The sequence below is a fragment of the Bacillus sp. AM1(2019) genome (assembly GCF_009906915.1).
GTDB classification, from domain to species: Bacteria; Bacillota; Bacilli; order Bacillales; family Bacillaceae; genus Bacillus; species Bacillus velezensis.
The window spans coordinates 2,862,819-2,882,138 of sequence record NZ_CP047644.1 but is presented as its reverse complement, the minus strand read 5'-3'; the positions used below and the strand labels follow the sequence as shown (position 1 = coordinate 2,882,138).

16 protein-coding genes are annotated in these 19,320 nt (G+C 47.3%); 15 read left to right on the top strand and 1 reads right to left on the bottom strand.

The features are described 5' to 3' along the window. Positions 1-4: 4 nt before the first annotated feature. The 9 genes from leuB (at position 5) to yihA (ending at position 12,249) form a co-directional block, all read left to right on the top strand. Complete coding sequence (gene leuB / locus GNE05_RS14175) at positions 5-1,102, top strand: 3-isopropylmalate dehydrogenase (protein WP_061046579.1); 1,098 nt, start codon at positions 5-7, stop codon at positions 1,100-1,102. A 49-nt stretch (positions 1,103-1,151) separates the two neighbouring features. Further along, entirely contained in the window at positions 1,152-2,570 is a 1,419-nt protein-coding gene (gene leuC / locus GNE05_RS14170) for a 3-isopropylmalate dehydratase large subunit (RefSeq protein ID WP_160182902.1), read from the top strand. 15 nt (positions 2,571-2,585) lie between these two features. Next, positions 2,586-3,185 carry a 3-isopropylmalate dehydratase small subunit gene (gene leuD / locus GNE05_RS14165; RefSeq protein ID WP_007408146.1) on the top strand — a complete coding sequence of 200 codons (600 nt, stop codon included), beginning with the start codon at positions 2,586-2,588 and terminating at the stop codon, positions 3,183-3,185. 118 nt (positions 3,186-3,303) lie between these two features. Next, on the top strand, positions 3,304-4,308 hold the full coding sequence (ddcA, locus tag GNE05_RS14160; RefSeq protein WP_160182901.1) for a DNA damage checkpoint antagonist DdcA: 1,005 nt from the start codon (positions 3,304-3,306) through the stop codon (positions 4,306-4,308). Positions 4,309-4,524: 216 nt separating this feature from the next. Beyond that, positions 4,525-5,799 carry a trigger factor gene (gene tig / locus GNE05_RS14155; protein ID WP_003152618.1) on the top strand — a complete coding sequence of 425 codons (1,275 nt, stop codon included), beginning with the start codon at positions 4,525-4,527 and terminating at the stop codon, positions 5,797-5,799. A 271-nt stretch (positions 5,800-6,070) separates the two neighbouring features. After that, positions 6,071-7,333, top strand: a complete 1,263-nt coding sequence (clpX, locus tag GNE05_RS14150; protein WP_007408149.1) for an ATP-dependent protease ATP-binding subunit ClpX — start codon at positions 6,071-6,073, stop codon at positions 7,331-7,333. A 150-nt stretch (positions 7,334-7,483) separates the two neighbouring features. After that, positions 7,484-9,142 (top strand): ATP-dependent protease LonB, encoded by a 1,659-nt coding sequence (gene lonB / locus GNE05_RS14145; protein ID WP_063094637.1) that lies wholly within the window; start codon positions 7,484-7,486, stop codon positions 9,140-9,142. 198 nt (positions 9,143-9,340) lie between these two features. Further along, the gene (gene lon / locus GNE05_RS14140) at positions 9,341-11,665 is read left to right on the top strand and encodes an endopeptidase La (protein WP_160182900.1); all 2,325 of its coding nucleotides are present in this window, start codon (positions 9,341-9,343) and stop codon (positions 11,663-11,665) included. Further along, the gene (yihA, locus tag GNE05_RS14135) at positions 11,662-12,249 is read left to right on the top strand and encodes a ribosome biogenesis GTP-binding protein YihA/YsxC (protein ID WP_003152626.1); all 588 of its coding nucleotides are present in this window, start codon (positions 11,662-11,664) and stop codon (positions 12,247-12,249) included. The genes lon and yihA overlap by 4 nt, the downstream gene beginning before the upstream one ends. Positions 12,250-12,281: 32 nt before the next feature. Here the strand turns inward: yihA and GNE05_RS14130 are convergent, their stop codons facing one another. Further along, positions 12,282-12,773, bottom strand: a complete 492-nt coding sequence (locus GNE05_RS14130; RefSeq protein WP_007612894.1) for a hypothetical protein — start codon at positions 12,771-12,773, stop codon at positions 12,282-12,284. Positions 12,774-12,967: 194 nt separating this feature from the next. Here GNE05_RS14130 and hemA point away from each other — a divergent pair, with 194 nt between their 5' ends. From hemA to hemL, 6 genes are read left to right on the top strand one after another with little or no spacing between them, the layout of a single operon-like run. Further along, positions 12,968-14,335, top strand: a complete 1,368-nt coding sequence (gene hemA, locus GNE05_RS14125; protein ID WP_060562760.1) for a glutamyl-tRNA reductase — start codon at positions 12,968-12,970, stop codon at positions 14,333-14,335. 7 nt (positions 14,336-14,342) lie between these two features. Next, on the top strand, positions 14,343-15,173 hold the full coding sequence (locus GNE05_RS14120; protein WP_007408154.1) for a cytochrome c biogenesis protein: 831 nt from the start codon (positions 14,343-14,345) through the stop codon (positions 15,171-15,173). 34 nt (positions 15,174-15,207) lie between these two features. Further along, the gene (gene hemC, locus GNE05_RS14115) at positions 15,208-16,149 is read left to right on the top strand and encodes a hydroxymethylbilane synthase (protein ID WP_007408155.1); all 942 of its coding nucleotides are present in this window, start codon (positions 15,208-15,210) and stop codon (positions 16,147-16,149) included. Then, entirely contained in the window at positions 16,139-16,918 is a 780-nt protein-coding gene (locus GNE05_RS14110) for a uroporphyrinogen-III synthase (protein ID WP_060562688.1), read from the top strand. The genes hemC and GNE05_RS14110 overlap by 11 nt, the downstream gene beginning before the upstream one ends. Positions 16,919-16,923: 5 nt before the next feature. Beyond that, positions 16,924-17,898 (top strand): porphobilinogen synthase, encoded by a 975-nt coding sequence (gene hemB / locus GNE05_RS14105; RefSeq protein WP_160183213.1) that lies wholly within the window; start codon positions 16,924-16,926, stop codon positions 17,896-17,898. A gap of 28 nt (positions 17,899-17,926) precedes the next feature. Then, positions 17,927-19,216, top strand: coding sequence for a glutamate-1-semialdehyde 2,1-aminomutase (gene hemL / locus GNE05_RS14100; RefSeq protein ID WP_060562686.1), 1,290 nt, complete (start codon positions 17,927-17,929; stop codon positions 19,214-19,216). The last annotated feature ends 104 nt before the right edge of the window (positions 19,217-19,320 follow it).

Genomic DNA, 19,320 nt, shown 5'->3' with positions numbered 1-19,320 from the left:
TGATTTGAAAAAACGCATTGCTTTGCTGCCCGGTGACGGAATCGGACCGGAAGTGGCGGAATCAGCGGCAGATGTATTGAGAAGCGTTGCCGAACAATTCGGACATGAATTTGAATTTGAAAACGGGCTGATCGGGGGAGCGGCTATTGACGCCCATCAAAACCCCCTTCCTGAGGAGACGGTGGCTCTTTGTGAAAGATCCGACGCCATCCTGCTCGGGGCAGTCGGCGGGCCGAAATGGGACCAAAATCCTCCGGAGCTCAGACCGGAAAAAGGCCTGCTCGGCATCAGAAAAAAACTCGGCCTGTTTGCCAATCTGCGTCCCGTGACCGTATTTGAAAGCTTGTCTGAGGCGTCTCCGCTGAAAAAAGAATATATCAGCGGCGTCGACTTTGTAATCGTCAGGGAACTGACGGGCGGCCTCTACTTCGGAGAACCGAGCAGACAGTATGTCAATGAAGCGGGAGAAAAGGAAGCGGTCGATACCCTTTTTTATAAGAAAGAAGAAATCGCACGCGTTGTCAGAGAAGCCTTTAAGATGGCTGCCGGCAGAAAAGGAAAAGTGACGTCCGTTGATAAGGCGAATGTGCTTTCATCAAGCAGGCTTTGGCGGGAAACAGCGGATGAAATCGCAAAAGAATTTCCTGATGTGACGCTTGAACATATGCTTGTCGATAATGCCGCGATGCAGCTCATCTACGCTCCGAGCCAGTTTGACGTCATCGTAACTGAGAATATGTTCGGCGATATTTTAAGCGATGAAGCCTCCATGCTGACAGGCTCGCTCGGCATGCTGCCGTCAGCCAGTTTATCAAGTTCAGGTCTTCACTTGTTTGAACCCGTGCATGGATCTGCGCCTGACATCGCCGGTAAAGGGATGGCCAATCCGTTTGCGGCGATTTTATCAGCGGCGATGCTTTTGAGAACATCTTTCGGGCTTGAAAACGAAGCGCAGGCGGTGGAAAAAGCGGTCGCAAAGGTGCTTGCAGATGGCAGCCGTACACGTGATATCGCCCGGGACGGCCAATATGCCGGAACGCATGACATTACTGAAAAAGTAAAAGCCGCATTAGCCGGCTCGAATACAAAATCTATAGTGTGACGCTTTAAAGAAAGCGGTCTTAGTTCATAGGTAGAGGGAGGAAACAAAGATGATGCCTCGAACAATCATCGAAAAGATTTGGGATCGGCATATTGTAAAAAGCGGTGAAGGAAAACCCGACCTTCTCTATATTGATCTGCACCTAATTCATGAGGTGACGTCTCCTCAGGCGTTTGAAGGGTTAAGGCAGAAGGGGAGAAAGGTCAGACGGCCGCAGAACACATTCGCGACGATGGACCACAATATTCCGACCGTCAACCGTTTTGACATTAAAGATGAAGTCGCAAAGCGCCAAGTAACCGCGCTTGAACGGAATTGTGAGGAGTTCGGCGTCCGTCTTGCGGATCTTCACAGCGCAGACCAGGGAATCGTTCACGTGGTCGGGCCTGAGCTTGGTCTGACACTGCCGGGAAAAACGATCGTTTGCGGAGACAGCCATACATCGACTCACGGCGCATTCGGAGCGCTTGCCTTCGGTATCGGCACAAGTGAGGTGGAACATGTTCTTTCCACTCAGACATTATGGCAGCAGCGGCCGAAAACGCTTGAAATCCGCGTTGACGGAACGCTCCAAAAAGGAGTGACCGCGAAGGATGTCATCTTGTCGGTCATCGGAAAATACGGGGTGAAATTCGGTACCGGATATGTCATTGAATACACCGGGGAAGTATTCAGAAACATGTCTATGGACGAACGCATGACGGTCTGCAATATGTCAATTGAAGCGGGAGCACGGGCGGGACTGATCGCTCCGGATGACACGACGATTGAATATTGTAAAAACCGTAAATACGCGCCAAAAGGCGAGGAATTTGAAAAAGCCGCCGCAGAATGGAAAGCGTTAAAAACCGATCCGGGCGCCGTATACGATCATTCCATCGTACTAGACGGCAGCGAGATTTCTCCAATGGTAACATGGGGCGTCAATCCCGGCATGGTTCTTCCGGTCGATGCCCAAATACCGGCGCCGGAAACGATTGATTCTGAAGACGGTAAAAAAGAAGCCATCCGCGCGTACGAATACATGGGAATCGCACCGAATCAAAAAATTGAAGATATTAAAGTCGAGCATGTGTTTATCGGCTCCTGTACAAATTCGCGGATGACCGATCTTCGCCAGGCTGCGGATATAATCAAAGGCCGAAAAGTCGCCGGCAGCGTCAGAGCCATTGTGGTGCCGGGTTCTCAAAGCGTGAAACAGCAGGCCGAAGAAGAAGGGCTGCACCGCGTGTTTCTCGAGGCCGGATTTGAATGGAGAGAATCAGGCTGCAGCATGTGCCTCAGTATGAACAATGATGTCGTGCCTGAAGGGGAACGATGCGCTTCCACTTCCAACCGCAACTTCGAAGGCAGACAGGGAAAAGGCGCGAGAACACACCTTGTCAGTCCGGCGATGGCGGCAATGGCAGCCATTCACGGGCATTTCGTCGATGTAAGAAAGTTTTATCAAGAAAAAACAGTTGTGTAAGGAGTGCGCGAAAAGATGGAACCTTTAAAAACGCATACGGGAAAAGCGGCTGTCTTAAATCGGATCAACGTCGATACGGACCAGATTATTCCGAAACAGTTTTTGAAAAGAATTGAAAGAACAGGATACGGCAGATTCGCGTTTTTTGATTGGAGATACCTTGAGAACGGTGAGCCTGATCCTGAATTTGAATTAAACCGCAAAGTCTATGAAGGCGCGTCCATATTAATTGCCGGAGAGAATTTCGGCTGCGGATCATCCCGTGAGCACGCTCCTTGGGCGCTGGATGATTACGGCTTCAAAATCATCATTGCTCCGTCATTTGCCGATATTTTTCATCAAAACTGTTTTAAAAACGGTATGCTTCCCATCCGTATGCCGTATGATCAGTGGAAAAAACTCGCCGGTCAATATGAAAATCAGTCTCTTAACATGACGGTTGATTTGGAAAACCAGCTCATTCACGACAGTGAAGGAAAAGAGATTTCATTTGAAGTCGATCCTCACTGGAAGGAAATGCTGATAAACGGCTATGATGAAATTTCATTAACGCTTCTGCTGGAAGACGACATACAGCAGTTTGAATCGAAAAGAAGTTCATGGCTTCAAGCCTGAAAAAAAGCCGCCCGGCATCTGTCCGGCGGCTTTTTGTACCGTGCGCACCATCCTTTCTTGTGTTTCATGACGCGTGTTGATACACTTGAACAAAATAGCGCCTGAAAGGAAATAAAGTATGACGCATGACAAGAAAAAAGCTGATATCATTCCTTTCCCCCGTCTGAAAGAACGCTTGGTTGATAAAGGGATGGCCGCCATGAAGGACAAACAGTATGAGGAGGCCCTCGAACTGTTTTCAGAGGCGGTAAGCCACGGCGATACCGAGTCCGACGTACATTTAGGCATGGCGATTTGTTTTCTGGAACTCGGGGAATTGGAAGAAGCAAAACAAGTTTGCGAGAAAATGCTGAATGAAGGGTACGGCCATTATTTCACCGTACTGCAGGTGTACATGACCATTTTAATTCAGCTGAAACAATATGAAGAAGTCAAAAGCACAATTGAAGCTGTGCTGGAAGAAAACCAGCTGCCCGCAGAAAGTGCGGAGCAATTCTACCGGCTGCTCGAATTCAGCCGCAAAATGACCGATCCCGACCAGCAGGATGAAGCGTGGGAGGAGGAATACGGGGACATTCTTGATGCGGAAAAAGTGCTGAACAGCCCCGCTGAACAAATGAATCTCATTCATTCTCTCAAAGACCGCAATATTGCAAAATACACGGGTCTCTTAAAAACAATTCTTCAAGATCCGGGCGCGCATCCTCTTATCAAGACGATGATTTTGACGCTGATGGCGGAGCATGACTACAGCAAGCCGGTCCATATTACAAAATTCGGCGATTCAATGACCGCGGTTCCGAGTGAAACGGTTCAGCCTGATGCGGCTCCGATTTTGCATCGCGTTCTCCGGGTGCTTGATGAAACGCTCGGCAATGAAAACCCTACATTATACGCTGCCGTCGAGGAGCTGTGGAGAAGGCATCTGTACGTCCTGCACCCTTTTATGCCGAAGTTTTTGAACGCAGATTTATGGGCGGCGGCGCTTCATAAGGTCGGTTACGAGATGCACGGCATTGACATTGAGCCGGAGGAACTTCATATGATGTACGAGTTTGACAGCCGCGAACTCGAAGAAGCCTGCACGATGATTAAGGATATTGAAGAAATTTCTTATTTGTAAATCACGCCATATAGTTGAAAGCGGTAGGCGTTATGTTATAATATAGTGGTTGTATTTATGTATAGCGGTTTAACTGAAATGAGAATTACGGTTGGACAGGCTGCCAGTTCATTACATAATGATTCTGATTCAAAGCGGTTTTTTCTTTGACAAAGCCGCGGATTGCTTTAGAATGGAAGACCGACACAACCTGAATAGATTTTTGGAGGGAAACACATGTCTGTAAAATGGGAAAAACAAGAAGGCAACGAAGGCGTATTAACGGTTGAAGTTGATGCCGATACGTTCAAAACAGCTCTTGATGATGCATTTAAAAAAGTAGTAAAACAGGTTTCTATTCCTGGATTCCGTAAAGGGAAAGTTCCCCGCGGTTTATTCGAACAGCGTTTCGGCGTTGAAGCTCTTTACCAGGATGCTTTAGATATTTTACTTCCTGTAGAATACCCTAAAGCGGTTGAAGAAGCCGGCATTGAGCCTGTAGACCGCCCTGAAATCGATGTTGAAAAAATCGAAAAAGGCGAAAGCTTGATTTTCACTGCAAAAGTGACTGTAAAACCGGAAGTGAAACTTGGCGACTACAAAGGCTTAGGAATCGAAAAAGATGACACTGCCGTTACTGACGAAGATGTACAAAACGAACTTAAAGCGCTTCAAGAGCGTCAGGCTGAGCTTGTCGTGAAAGAAGAAGGCGCTGTTGAAAACGGCGATACAGTCGTTCTTGACTTCGAAGGTTTCGTTGACGGCGAAGCGTTTGAAGGCGGAAAAGCTGAGAACTACTCACTTGAAGTAGGATCAGGTTCATTCATCCCGGGCTTCGAAGAGCAGTTAACAGGCCTTGAAGCAGGCGCTGAAAAGGATGTTGAAGTAACATTCCCTGAAGAGTACCACGCTGAAGAGCTTGCCGGAAAACCAGCTGTTTTCAAAGTGAAAATTCATGAAATCAAAGCGAAAGAGCTTCCTGAGCTTAACGACGAATTCGCAAAAGACATTGACGAAGAAGTTGAAACGCTTGCTGAATTAACTGAGAAAACAAAAAAACGCCTTGAAGAAGCAAAAGAAAACGAAGCTGACGCTAAATTGCGTGAAGAGCTTGTTCTGAAAGCATCTGAAAACGCTGAAGCTGATGTTCCTCAAGCGATGATCGACACTGAGCTTGACCGCATGCTGAAAGAATTCGAACAGCGTCTGCAAATGCAAGGCATGAACCTTGAGCTTTACACTCAATTCTCAGGCCAAGACGAAAACGCGTTAAAAGAGCAAATGAAAGAAGATGCCGCAAAACGCGTAAAATCAAACCTGACTCTTGAAGCGATCGCTCAAGCAGAAAACCTTGAAGTAACGGACGAAGAAGTTGAAGCTGAGCTGACTAAAATGGCTGAAGCTTACAACATGCCGGTTGAAAACATCAAGCAGGCAATCGGTTCAACTGACGCGATGAAAGAAGATTTAAAAGTTCGAAAAGCAATTGATTTTCTTGTAGAAAACCGTTAATATGGTTCATAATAATAGACATAATAAAACAGGGCGCGATTAATTCGTGCCTTGTTTTGTACAATTATGATATAACTCTTTTTCTTGGGGCAAGATAGTCATTGCCGGGCTGTTTTTCGTCATACATATAGAATGTGCAAGTGCGAAACACATTGTTACCGTCTTACTGGAAAGTATGGTAAAATGCAATACATACTCGATCGTAGCAAGAACCGTTTTCTTTTGCCCTTCAGGTAAAAGAAAAAGTGAGACAAGATTAAGGGGTGAAAGAATGTTTAAATTCAACGAGGAAAAAGGACAATTGAAATGCTCGTTCTGCGGAAAAACGCAAGATCAGGTTCGTAAGCTGGTTGCAGGACCGGGTGTATATATATGCGACGAATGTATTGAGCTCTGTACAGAAATCGTAGAAGAAGAGCTTGGTACAGAAGAAGAAGTCGAATTTAAAGACGTTCCGAAGCCGCAGGAAATCCGTGAGATTCTGAATGAATATGTCATCGGACAGGATCAGGCGAAGAAATCACTTGCGGTTGCGGTATACAACCATTACAAACGCATCAACTCCAACAGTAAAGTGGATGATGTCGAGCTTTCTAAAAGTAATATTTCTTTAATCGGACCGACTGGAAGCGGGAAAACACTTCTTGCCCAGACGCTTGCGCGTATTCTGAACGTGCCGTTTGCGATTGCGGACGCTACATCTCTGACTGAAGCCGGATATGTCGGTGAGGACGTAGAAAACATCCTCCTCAAGCTGATTCAGGCAGCAGACTATGATGTGGAAAAAGCAGAAAAAGGCATTATTTATATCGATGAAATCGATAAAGTAGCGCGAAAATCTGAAAACCCGTCCATTACACGCGACGTATCAGGCGAAGGCGTTCAGCAGGCGCTGCTGAAAATTCTTGAAGGAACGGTTGCAAGCGTGCCGCCTCAAGGAGGACGCAAACATCCTCATCAGGAATTCATCCAGATCGATACGACGAACATTCTGTTCATTTGCGGCGGTGCATTTGACGGCATCGAACAAATCATCAAACGCCGTCTCGGACAAAAAGTCATCGGCTTCGGCTCTGATAATAAAGCGGCAGACCTGGAAAAAGAAGAACTGCTTTCTAAAGTGCTTCCGGAAGACTTGCTCCGTTTCGGTCTGATTCCTGAATTCATCGGCCGTCTTCCTGTCATTGCAAGCCTTGAGCAGCTTGACGAAACGGCACTGGTTGAAATTCTGACTAAACCGAAAAACGCACTCGTCAAACAATACAAGAAAATGTTAGAACTTGATGATGTCGAGCTTGAATTTGAAGACGAGGCATTATCTGAAATTGCGAAAAAAGCGATCGAGCGTAAAACAGGCGCACGCGGCCTGCGTTCTATCATTGAAGGCATCATGCTTGACGTCATGTTTGATCTGCCGTCCCGCGATGATATTGAAAAATGTGTCATTACCGGAGCGACAGTCGCAGACGGTGAAGCACCGCGTCTTGTATTAAAAGACGGCACAGTTGTCGGCCAAGATAAAACATCAGCATAACATGACAAAACCTCCTGACCCGAATTGATCAGGAGGTTTTTTTTCTTGTCCTGACCCTTCTGAAAATGTTTATTCCGGGCTTTGCTGGGAGATACTAGCGGACAGAGGAATGAATTGGATACATAAATCGTTTTTTCAGGAGGGACCAGCATGAGTTGGACAGGGATCGCATTATTTGTACAGCTGTTTTTCGGGATAGTCATCGGATTATATTTTTGGAATCTGCTCAAAAACCAGCGTACACAAAAAGTGACGATAGATAAAGAATCAAAAAAAGAAATGGAACAGCTGCGCAAAATGCGCGCCATCAGTTTATCAGAACCTTTATCAGAAAAGGTGCGGCCGAAAAGCTTTCAGGACATTGTCGGCCAGGAAGACGGAATTAAAGCGTTAAAAGCAGCGCTTTGCGGACCGAACCCGCAGCACGTCATTATTTACGGTCCTCCGGGAGTCGGTAAAACGGCTGCGGCGCGGCTGGTATTGGAAGAAGCGAAAAAACATAAACAGTCACCGTTTCAAAAGCAGGCTGTATTTGTTGAACTTGATGCGACGACCGCGCGGTTTGATGAACGGGGGATTGCCGATCCGCTTATCGGTTCAGTGCATGATCCGATTTATCAGGGAGCGGGTGCGATGGGCCAAGCAGGCATTCCGCAGCCGAAACAGGGGGCTGTGACCCATGCTCACGGCGGGGTATTGTTTATTGATGAAATCGGCGAGCTTCACCCGATTCAGATGAATAAAATGCTGAAGGTGCTTGAAGATCGAAAAGTATTTTTAGACAGTGCGTATTACAGTGAAGAAAATACGCAAATACCGAATCACATTCATGATATTTTTCAAAATGGGCTTCCGGCAGATTTCCGTTTGATCGGAGCGACAACGAGAATGCCGAATGAAATTCCGCCGGCCATCCGTTCGCGCTGTCTTGAAGTATTTTTCCGCGAGCTGGAAAAGGATGAACTTAAAATCGTTGCGAAAAAAGCAGCCGACAAAATTCAGAAAGAGATTTCTGACGAAGCTCTCAGTGTGCTGACCACATATACGAGAAACGGACGTGAAGCCGTCAATATGATCCAGATCGCCGCCGGCATGGCGGTGACTGAGGACAGAAAAGAAATTACGACAGAAGATATAGAATGGGTTGTTCATTCCAGTCAGCTTACACCTAAAAATGAGCAGAAAATCGCCGATGAACCGCAAGTCGGCATCGTGAACGGACTTGCCGTCTACGGGCCGAACAGCGGCGCATTGCTGGAAATCGAAGTGAATGTCACACCTGCGCAGGACAAAGGAAGCCTGAATATCACGGGAATTGCAGAGGAAGAAAGCATCGGCAGCCAATCGAAGTCGATCCGCCGCAAAAGCATGGCGAAGGGATCTGTGGAAAATGTTCTGACGGTTCTCCGCACAATGGGCATCAAACCTTCAGACTATGATATTCACGTCAATTTTCCGGGCGGAGGCCCGATTGACGGACCTTCAGCAGGTATCGCGATGGCTGCGGGGATTTTTTCCGCGATTCACCGCATCCCGATCGACCATACGGTGGCGATGACGGGAGAAATCAGCCTGACGGGGCTTGTCAAACCGATCGGCGGCGTCATTCCGAAAATTAAAGCCGCAAAACAGGCCGGAGCAAAAACGGTCATTATCCCATATGAAAATCAGCAGTCCATTCTGAAACGAATAGACGGAATCACCATTAAAACGGTAAAAACGTTCCAGGAAGTGCTGGACGTCATATTGGTTGACCCTCCTTCAGAACAAAAACCGTTTGATATCCAAATGAATAAAGAATCCGTATAAACCCCATTTTTATAATGGGGTTTTTTTATGGAGGACATCTTTTCCTTTTTCAGAACAGAAAGAAAGGGTATACTACGAAGAGACTGTTTTATATACAGGGCAGGCGGATAAGCCGATTTTGCCCGATCCCGGAATTGTACAACGATGAAAAAGTTGTATTATAATGGTTCATACTAAAGTCACGGAGGTGTCAGTCACATGGCAGAAGATACAAAACGCAGCATCCCGCTCCTCCCTTTAAGAGGCTTATTGGTATACCCGACAATGGTTTTACATTTAGATGTAGGCCGTGACAAGTCGGTTCAGGCTCTTGAACAGGCAATGATGCATGATCATATGATTTTTTTAGCCACTCAGCAGGATATTTCGATAGACGAACCGGGTGAAGAGGATATTTTCGCCGTCGGCACTTATACAAAAATTAAACAGATGCTGAAGCTGCCCAACGGTACGATCAGAGTGCTTGTAGAAGGAATTCAGCGGGCGCAGATCCTTGAATACACCGAGCTCGAAGATTATACTTCGGTCGATATACAGCTGATGCATGAGGATGATTCAAAAGACGTGGAAGACGAAGCGCTTATGCGGACGCTGCTGGACCATTTTGACCAGTACATAAAAATTTCTAAAAAAATCTCCGCAGAAACGTATGCGGCTGTGACTGATATTGAAGAGCCCGGCAGAATGGCGGATATCGTCGCTTCTCATCTCCCGCTGAAATTAAAGGACAAGCAGGACATTTTAGAAACGGCGGATATTAAAGAACGTCTGAATAAGGTCATCCGTTCCATTCATAATGAAAAAGAAGTGCTGGAGATTGAGAAAAAAATCGGTCAGCGCGTCAAACGTTCGATGGAACGCACTCAAAAGGAATACTACTTGCGTGAACAGATGAAAGCCATTCAGAAGGAGCTTGGCGACAAAGAAGGAAAAACCGGCGAAGTTCAGTCGCTCGCGGAAAAGATAGAAGAAGCAGGCATGCCTGAGCGTGTCAAAGAAACGGCGCTTAAGGAATTAAGCCGTTACGAAAAAGTGCCGTCAAGCTCAGCGGAAAGCTCTGTTATCCGCAACTATATTGACTGGCTCATCGCCCTTCCGTGGTCGGATGAAACAGAAGATAAACTTGATATTAAAAAAGCCGGGGAAATCTTAGATAAAGAGCACCACGGCTTAGAGAAAGTGAAAGAGCGGATTTTGGAGTATTTGGCCGTGAAACAGCTGACGAAAACGCTGAAAGGGCCGATTCTTTGTCTGGCCGGACCTCCGGGAGTCGGTAAAACATCTCTTGCAAAATCAATCAGTACGAGCATGGGGCGCCGTTTTGTGAGAATTTCACTGGGCGGAGTGCGCGATGAGTCTGAAATCCGCGGGCACCGGCGTACATACGTCGGAGCGATGCCGGGCCGTATTATACAGGGGATGAAAAAAGCCGGTAAACAAAATCCGGTCTTTCTCCTGGATGAGATCGACAAAATGTCGTCTGATTTCAGAGGCGATCCGTCTTCAGCGATGCTTGAGGTGCTGGATCCGGAACAAAACAGCACATTCAGCGACCACTATATTGAAGAGACGTTCGATTTATCGAAAGTGCTGTTTATCGCGACTGCGAATAACCTTGCTTCCATCCCGGGCCCTCTCAGAGACAGAATGGAGATTATCAGCCTGTCAGGCTATACTGAAAACGAAAAGCTGGAGATCGTGAAGGACCACCTGCTTCCGAAACAAATCAAAGAGCACGGGCTCACAAAGAGCAACCTGCAGATTCGGGACCAGGCGATTACGGACATCATCCGCTACTACACGAGGGAAGCCGGCGTGAGAACGCTTGAACGCCAGATTGCTGCCATTTGCCGAAAGGCTGCAAAAGCCATTGTGTCTGAGGAGAGAAAACGCATTACCGTTACAGAGAAAAATCTGGCCGACTATCTCGGAAAACGGATATTCAGATACGGACAGGCGGAAACCGAAGATCAAATCGGGGTTGTCACGGGGCTCGCGTATACGACGGTCGGCGGAGATACGCTGTCAATCGAAGTGTCATTGTCACCGGGAAAAGGAAAGCTGATTCTGACCGGGAAGCTTGGAGATGTCATGCGGGAATCAGCGCAGGCCGCTTTCAGTTATGTCCGCTCGAAAGCGGAACAGTTCGGAATCGATCCGAAATTCCATGAGAAGTATGACATTCATATCCATGTCCCTGAAGGAGCGGTGCCGAAAGACGGCCCTTCTGCCGGAATTACGATGGCCACGGCGCTCGTTTCAGCATTAACGGACCGTGCGGTAAAACGCGAAGTCGGTATGACGGGAGAAATCACGCTGCGGGGCCGCGTGCTTCCGATCGGCGGACTGAAAGAAAAGGCGCTCGGCGCGCACAGAGCGGGCCTGACCACTATTATTGCGCCTAAAGATAACGAAAAAGATATAGAGGATATTCCAGAAAGCGTCAGAGAAGGACTGAAGTTTATATTCGTTTCTCACCTGGATGACGTTTTGGAACATGCCTTAGTAGGAGAGAAGAAATGAAAGTCACAAAGTCAGAAATCGTGATCAGCGCGGTCAAACCCGAACAGTACCCTGATGGGGGGCTTCCGGAAATCGCGCTGGCGGGAAGATCAAATGTAGGAAAGTCATCTTTTATCAATTCATTAATCAATCGGAAAAACTTGGCCAGAACGTCATCAAAACCGGGGAAAACACAGACCTTAAACTTTTATATCATCAATGATGAATTGCATTTTGTCGATGTTCCCGGGTACGGATTTGCGAAAGTTTCCAAAAGCGAGCGGGAAGCATGGGGGAGAATGATTGAAACCTATATGACGACCCGCGAAGAGCTGAAAGCCTGCGTGCAGATTGTCGACCTCAGGCACGCGCCGTCTGCTGAAGACGTGAACATGTATGAATTCCTGAAGTATTACGGCATTCCCGTCATCGTTATCGCGACAAAAGCGGATAAGATTCCAAAAGGAAAATGGGACAAGCACTTAAAGGTTGTCAAACAGACGCTTGATATGGATCCTGAAGATGAGCTGATTTTATTTTCCTCTGAAACGAAAAAAGGCAAAGATGAAGCATGGGGAGCCATTAAAAAAATGATCAGCCGGTAATGAAAAACCCAAAACGCAGTGCGTTTTGGGTTTTATCGTATAGTTTTGTTCCGCTTGATAAACAATAATAAAAGGCTGATTCCGATGAAAACATACGGCCAGTATGTTTTGAAGTGTTCCGTCGGAATATGGACGGACTCCAGCCACGCCGTAATTTGTTTAAAAAAGTATAAAAAGAGGGAAAAACCTATCATGGCAACCGCTTCGTATACATATTCTTTTCTGGCTGCCGCAAATAAGGAGAATCCGAAGACGAAGAGAATCATTTCAAAATCTCCCGGCCACCATGAGAGCTCAGGTTTGGCGAAAAAGTGTAAACCTATGCCGAAAAGAAGCATGCCGATCAGGACGTGAGGCCCGGCCGCTTCCTTTTTGCCCTGATACAAGAGCACGGCGCCCAAAAGCATAAGGAGCACCGGCCATTCCCCCTGATTCTCAAACAGGTGAACCTGTCCGCTCTGAAGCCATGCGAATAATGAAGCGGCAAGCAGAAGTCCCGGTAATAAAATTGATGTTTTTTTCATCCTGTCACCTACCCGCAGTAAAGGATTTTTAGTATGATGATTACAGTGGAAACGAGCTTTTTATACTATAGCATAACATTTTTGAAATCTGTTCACATTTTCCCGAAGAAACTATGTTATAATTATTATAAATAATAAATTCTATGTTAGAATGATTATAAATAAATTGCGATGTACGGGGGTGCATGAAAGCGATGCATATTCTTGTTGTGGGAGTAGATTATAAATCCGCCCCTATTGAAATACGCGAAAAAATAAGTTTTCAGCCGGATGAGCTTGCAGAAGCGATGCTTCGTTTAAAAGAAGAAAAAAGCGTTCTTGAAAACATTATCGTGTCAACCTGCAACCGCACCGAAATATATGCGGTGGTCGACCAGCTTCATACCGGCCGTTATTATATAAAGACATTTTTATCCGAATGGTTCTCGCTGCCGAAAGAAGAGCTGTCTCCGTTTCTGAAATTTTATGAGAGCGACGCGGCGATCGAGCATTTATTCCGTGTGGTGTGCGGCTTGGATTCCATGGTCATCGGAGAAACGCAAATACTCGGCCAGGTCCGCTCAAGCTTTAAAACGGCGCAGGCAGAAAAGACGATCGGCACCATTTTCAATGAGCTGTTTAAACAGGCGGTGACCGTCGGCAAACGCACGCATGCTGAAACCGATATCGGCGCCAATGCCGTTTCCGTCAGTTACGCCGCCGTTGAACTCGCGAAAAAAATCTTCGGCTCATTGTCAAATAAGCACATTTTGATTCTCGGTGCGGGAAAAATGGGCGAGCTCGCCGCAGAAAACCTGCACGGTCAGGGCATCGGCAAAGTAACGGTCATCAACAGAACGTTTTTGAAGGCAAAAGCGCTCGCTGACCGTTTCTCCGGAGAAGCGCGCAGCTTAAACCAGCTTGAACATGCACTTGCTGAAGCTGATATTTTAATCAGTTCGACAGGCGCAAGTGATTTCGTTGTGTCTAAAGAAATGATGGAGAGAGCGGGCAGACAGCGGAAAGGCCGTCCGTTATTTATGGTGGATATCGCTGTGCCGCGAGACCTCGATCCGGCGCTGAACGATCTTGAAGGTGTTTTTCTGTACGATATTGATGACCTTGAAGGAATCGTTGAAGCCAACTTACAAGAACGCCGTGAAACCGCTGAAAAAGTCGAGCTGTTTATTGAAGCGGCAATTGTTGAGTTTAAGCAGTGGCTTAATACGCTCGGCGTCGTGCCGGTCATTTCGGCGCTGCGTGAAAAGGCGCTGTCCATCCAGTCCGATACGATGCAGAGCATTGAGCGCAAGCTGCCTCATCTGACGGTAAGAGAGAAAAAACTTCTCAGCAAACATACGAAAAGCATCATTAACCAAATGCTGCGCGACCCGATTCTGAAAGCGAAAGAGCTTGCGGCTGAAGCGGATTCAGATGAAAAGCTAAAGCTGTTTATGCAAATATTCGATATTGAGGAAGAGGCCGGCCGCCAGCTGGACAAAAGCCTGGATAACCGCCAGACGGTTCATTCGTTTCAAAAGGCAGAAGCAAAAACGGGCTTACGTCCGCTTGTAAGTGAGTGAGGGCTGTATGATTGATACAGCAATGGCAAGACTTAATGAAGCGACAATTGTTATTTATGCAGTAAGCGTCCTTTTTTACTTTATAGATTTTCTTCAACACAACCGGAAGGCTGGGAAAATGGCCTTCTGGTTGCTTTCTATTGTCTGGACTCTGCAAACCGTCTATCTTTCTTATTTCATGTGGCAGACGGGCAGATTTCCGGTCTTGAATATTACAGAGGCCCTTTACTTTTATGCGTGGGTGCTTGTCACGCTCTCACTTGTGGTCACGCAGATTCTGCGCGTTGATTTTATCGTGTTTTTCACGAATGTCATCGGTTTCTCGATGATTGCGATCCATACGTTTTCACCGACGGATCAGCATTCGGCCGCTTTTTCCGGCCAGCTGGTCTCAGAGCTTTTGGTCATTCATATTACAATGGCGATTCTGTCTTACGGCGCTTTTTCCCTTTCTTTTGTCTTTTCGCTTCTTTATCAGTTTCAATACTCTTTATTAAAGAAGAAAAAGTGGGGAAAATGGCTGTTGAGAATTGAAGATTTGTCAAAACTTGATTATATGGCTTACGTTTTAAATGTCATCGGGGTTCCGATGCTGCTGTTGAGCCTGATATTAGGCGTGATCTGGGCGTATGTGTCGCTGGAAACGCTGTACTGGTTTGATTCAAAAGTGCTCGGCTCGTTTATTGTGCTGCTTTTATACAGCTACTATTTATATATCAGAATGATTAAGGAACTGCAGGGAAAAGTGGCGGCGTTATGGAATTCAGCATGTTTTCTCGTGCTGATGATTAATTACTTCCTGCTCGGAAGCCTGTCGCAATTCCATTGGTTCAGTTAACGCACGCGCCCAAACAGATTCGGGAGGAAAGAAAATGAGAACGATTAAGGTAGGTTCCAGACGGAGCAAACTGGCTATGACCCAGACAAAATGGGTGATTAACAAATTGAAGGAATTGAACCCTTCCTATAACTTTGAAATCCGGGAGATTGTCACAAAAGGCGACCGCATCCTCGATGTTACGCTGTCAAAAGTGGGCGGCAAAGGTTTGTTTGTCAAAGAGATTGAACAGGCGCTGCTGCATCAGGAGATTGATATGGCGGTTCACAGCATGAAAGACATGCCCGCCGTTTTGCCTGAGGGCCTTGTGATAGGCTGCATACCGAAACGTGAGGACCCGCGTGATGCGCTCATTTCAAAAGGGCATCAAAAGCTGGACGACATAAAAGAAGGGGGCATCATCGGCACCAGCAGTTTAAGAAGAAGCGCCCAGATTCTTGCTGAACGCCCTGACCTTACAATTAAGTGGATCAGAGGCAATATCGATACGAGACTTCAAAAGCTTGAAACGGAAGATTACGATGCTATTATTTTAGCGGCTGCGGGACTTTCGAGAATGGGCTGGAAAGATGATGTTGTATCTGAATTTCTCGAACCGGACCGCTGTCTGCCTGCGGTCGGCCAAGGCGCTCTTGCCATTGAATGCAGAGAGTCGGATGAGGAGCTTTTGAAGCTGTTTGCGCAATTTACCGATGAGTATACGCAGCGCACGGTGGCAGCCGAACGGGCTTTCTTACACGCGATGGAAGGCGGCTGCCAAGTGCCGATAGCCGGGTATGCGTCCGTCAATGACCGGGATGAGGTTGAATTGGTCGGTCTTGTCGCGTCTCCGGACGGAAAAACGATTTATAAAGAAACAGCGGCGGGACATGATCCGGAAGAAATCGGAAAACGCTGTGCGGCGATGATGTCTGAAAAAGGAGCCAAAGCATTAATCGACAGCGTGAAACAGGAGCTCGATCAGGATGGCAAATGACCTTCCTTTACAAGGAAAGACCGTGCTTGTCACTCGGAACAAAAGACAGGCCGCACCGTTCCGAAAAAAAGTGGAGGCGCTCGGCGGAACGGCTGTTTCCGCTTCTCTGATCGCTTTTCAGGAAGCGCTCCCGGATGAATGTGCGGACAGTCTCCGGGAAGACCTTTCTGAGCCGGGATGGCTTGTGTTTACAAGCGTAAACGGTGTCCGGTTCTTTTTTTCCTATCTTGATCGTCACGGTCTTGCGCTTTCGGGACGGAAAAAAATCGCAGCCGTCGGTGAAAAGACTGCGCGCGCCCTGAAAGAGCGGGGAGCCCGGACGGATGCGATGCCTGACGAGTATGTGGCGGAATGTCTGGCTGATACTTTAAAACGGCACGCATCAGCTGCCGAACCCATTTCAGTGATAAAGGGCAATTTATCACGCGATGTCATAAAAGCGGAGCTTGAGCCGCTTGGCTATCAAATAAGGGAATGGGTGTTATACAATACCATTCAGGATGAAAAAGGCATGGACGAGCTGAGACGGGCTGCATCCCGCTCTCATTTTGATTTTATTACGTTTACCAGCTCATCGGCGGTGCATACGTTTATGAACGCGGTCGGAGACGGAGAAAAAGCGTGGGAAAACAGCGGTGCGAGCTATATCAGCATCGGCCCTTTGACAGAGAAAGCGCTCTTGGAATACGGGATCTCATCCCATGTGCCTGACACTTATACGATTGAAGGCATGCTGGACGTCATGTGCAGCATGTCGGGAAAGGATTGATAATGATGAATCAAACATTTAACAGACACCGCCGTTTGCGCGCGAACGCTGCGATGAGAGATTTAGTAAAAGAAACACGTCTTCGCCCCTCAGATTTTATTTACCCGTTATTTGTCGTTGAAGGACTCGAAGGAAAAAAAGAAGTTCCTTCCATGCCGGGGGTTTATCATGTATCACTTGATTTGTTAAAGGATGAAATGGCTGAGCTGATATCGCTCGGCATTAAGTCGGTCATCGTTTTCGGCGTGCCGGAAGAAAAAGACGCCTGCGGAACCCAGGCTTTTCACGATCACGGCATTGTGCAGAAAGGGATTGCTGAAATTAAAAAGCATTATCCTGAAATGATCGTAATCGCTGATACGTGTCTCTGTGAATACACGGATCACGGCCATTGCGGCGTCGTGAAAGACGGAGAAATCCTCAATGACGAGTCGCTTGAACTGCTGGCTCAGACGGCCGTCAGCCAGGCCAAAGCCGGCGCTGATATCATCGCTCCTTCAAATATGATGGACGGTTTTGTCACAGTGATCAGGGAAGCGCTCGACAAAGAAGGATTCACGAATATTCCGATCATGTCTTATGCCGTGAAATATTCAAGTGAATTTTACGGTCCGTTCCGCGACGCCGCTGACAGCACGCCGCAGTTCGGAGACCGAAAAACATATCAGATGGATCCGGCCAACCGCTTGGAAGCGCTCCGTGAGGCTGAATCAGACGCGGCAGAAGGCGCTGACTTTTTAATCGTCAAACCGTCTATGTCATACTTAGATATTATGCGTGATGTGAAAAACCGCCATCACCTGCCGCTGGTCGCATATAATGTGAGCGGGGAGTATTCCATGGTGAAAGCGGCAGCCCAAAACGGCTGGATTAAAGAAAAAGAAATGGTGCTGGAAATTTTAACGAGCATGAAACGTGCAGGAGCCGATCTGATTATGACGTATCATGCAAAAGACGCAGCAAAATGGCTTGCTGAGTAACGATTTCATTTGACGGGAGCTGAGGCAGATGAGAAGCTATGAAAAATCAAAAGCCGCTTTTAAAGAAGCGCAGAAACTGATGCCGGGCGGAGTGAACAGCCCGGTGCGCGCGTTTAAATCAGTCGATATGGATCCGATTTTTATGCAGCGCGGAAAAGGATCGAAAATATTTGATATTGACGGCAATGAATATATCGACTACGTCCTGAGCTGGGGGCCGCTCATTTTGGGCCACACGAACGACCGGGTCGTTGAAAGCCTGAAAAAAGTAGCCGAGAACGGGACAAGTTTCGGGGCATCTACTGAAGTGGAAAACGAACTGGCCAAATTGGTCATTGACCGTGTGCCGTCTGTTGAAATCGTGCGGATGGTCAGCTCCGGCACAGAGGCGACAATGAGCGCCCTGCGTCTTGCAAGAGGATATACCGGCCGCAACAAAATTTTGAAATTCGAAGGCTGTTACCACGGCCATGGAGATTCGCTGCTGATCAAAGCGGGATCCGGAGTGGCGACACTCGGCCTTCCGGACAGCCCGGGCGTGCCGGAAGGAATAGCAATGAATACGATTACCGTTCCATACAACGACTTGGAAAGCGTTGCACTCGCATTCCGGGAGTACGGTGAAGATATTGCCGGGGTCATTGTTGAACCGGTAGCAGGCAATATGGGCGTTGTTCCGCCGCAGGAAGGCTTTTTACAAGGACTTCGCGACATGACGGAACAGTATGGCGCGCTGCTCATTTTTGATGAGGTCATGACCGGTTTTCGCGTGGATTATAACTGTGCGCAAGGGTATTTCGGCGTGACGCCTGACTTAACGTGTCTCGGCAAAGTCATCGGCGGCGGTCTTCCTGTCGGTGCGTATGGCGGAAAAGCTGACATTATGGAACGAATCGCGCCGAGCGGTCCGATCTACCAGGCGGGAACATTGTCAGGAAATCCGCTTGCCATGACAGCGGGACTTGAGACGCTACAGCAGCTCACACCTGAATCTTACCAAGAATTTGTGAAAAAAGGCGATATGCTTGAAGAAGGCATTTCAAAAGCAGCTGAAGCACATGGCATTCCGCACACGTTTAACCGGGCGGGTTCAATGATCGGCTTCTTTTTCACAAATGAGCCTGTCATTAACTATGAAGCAGCCAAATCATCTGATTTAAAGCTGTTTGCTAAATATTATAAAGGGATGGCTGATGCAGGCGTATTTCTGCCGCCGTCTCAATTTGAAGGATTGTTTCTCTCCACTGCGCATACAATGGAGGATATTGAAAAAACCATTCAAGCCGCTGAGAAAGTGTTCCAGGCGATCAGCCGCTGATACAGAAAAGCCGATGCAAGCAAGACTTGTATCGGCTTTTTTCAATGCCTCCATTATCATATTTTTCCGGATTGCGGCATACACCTTTAGTGACATCTAATTGT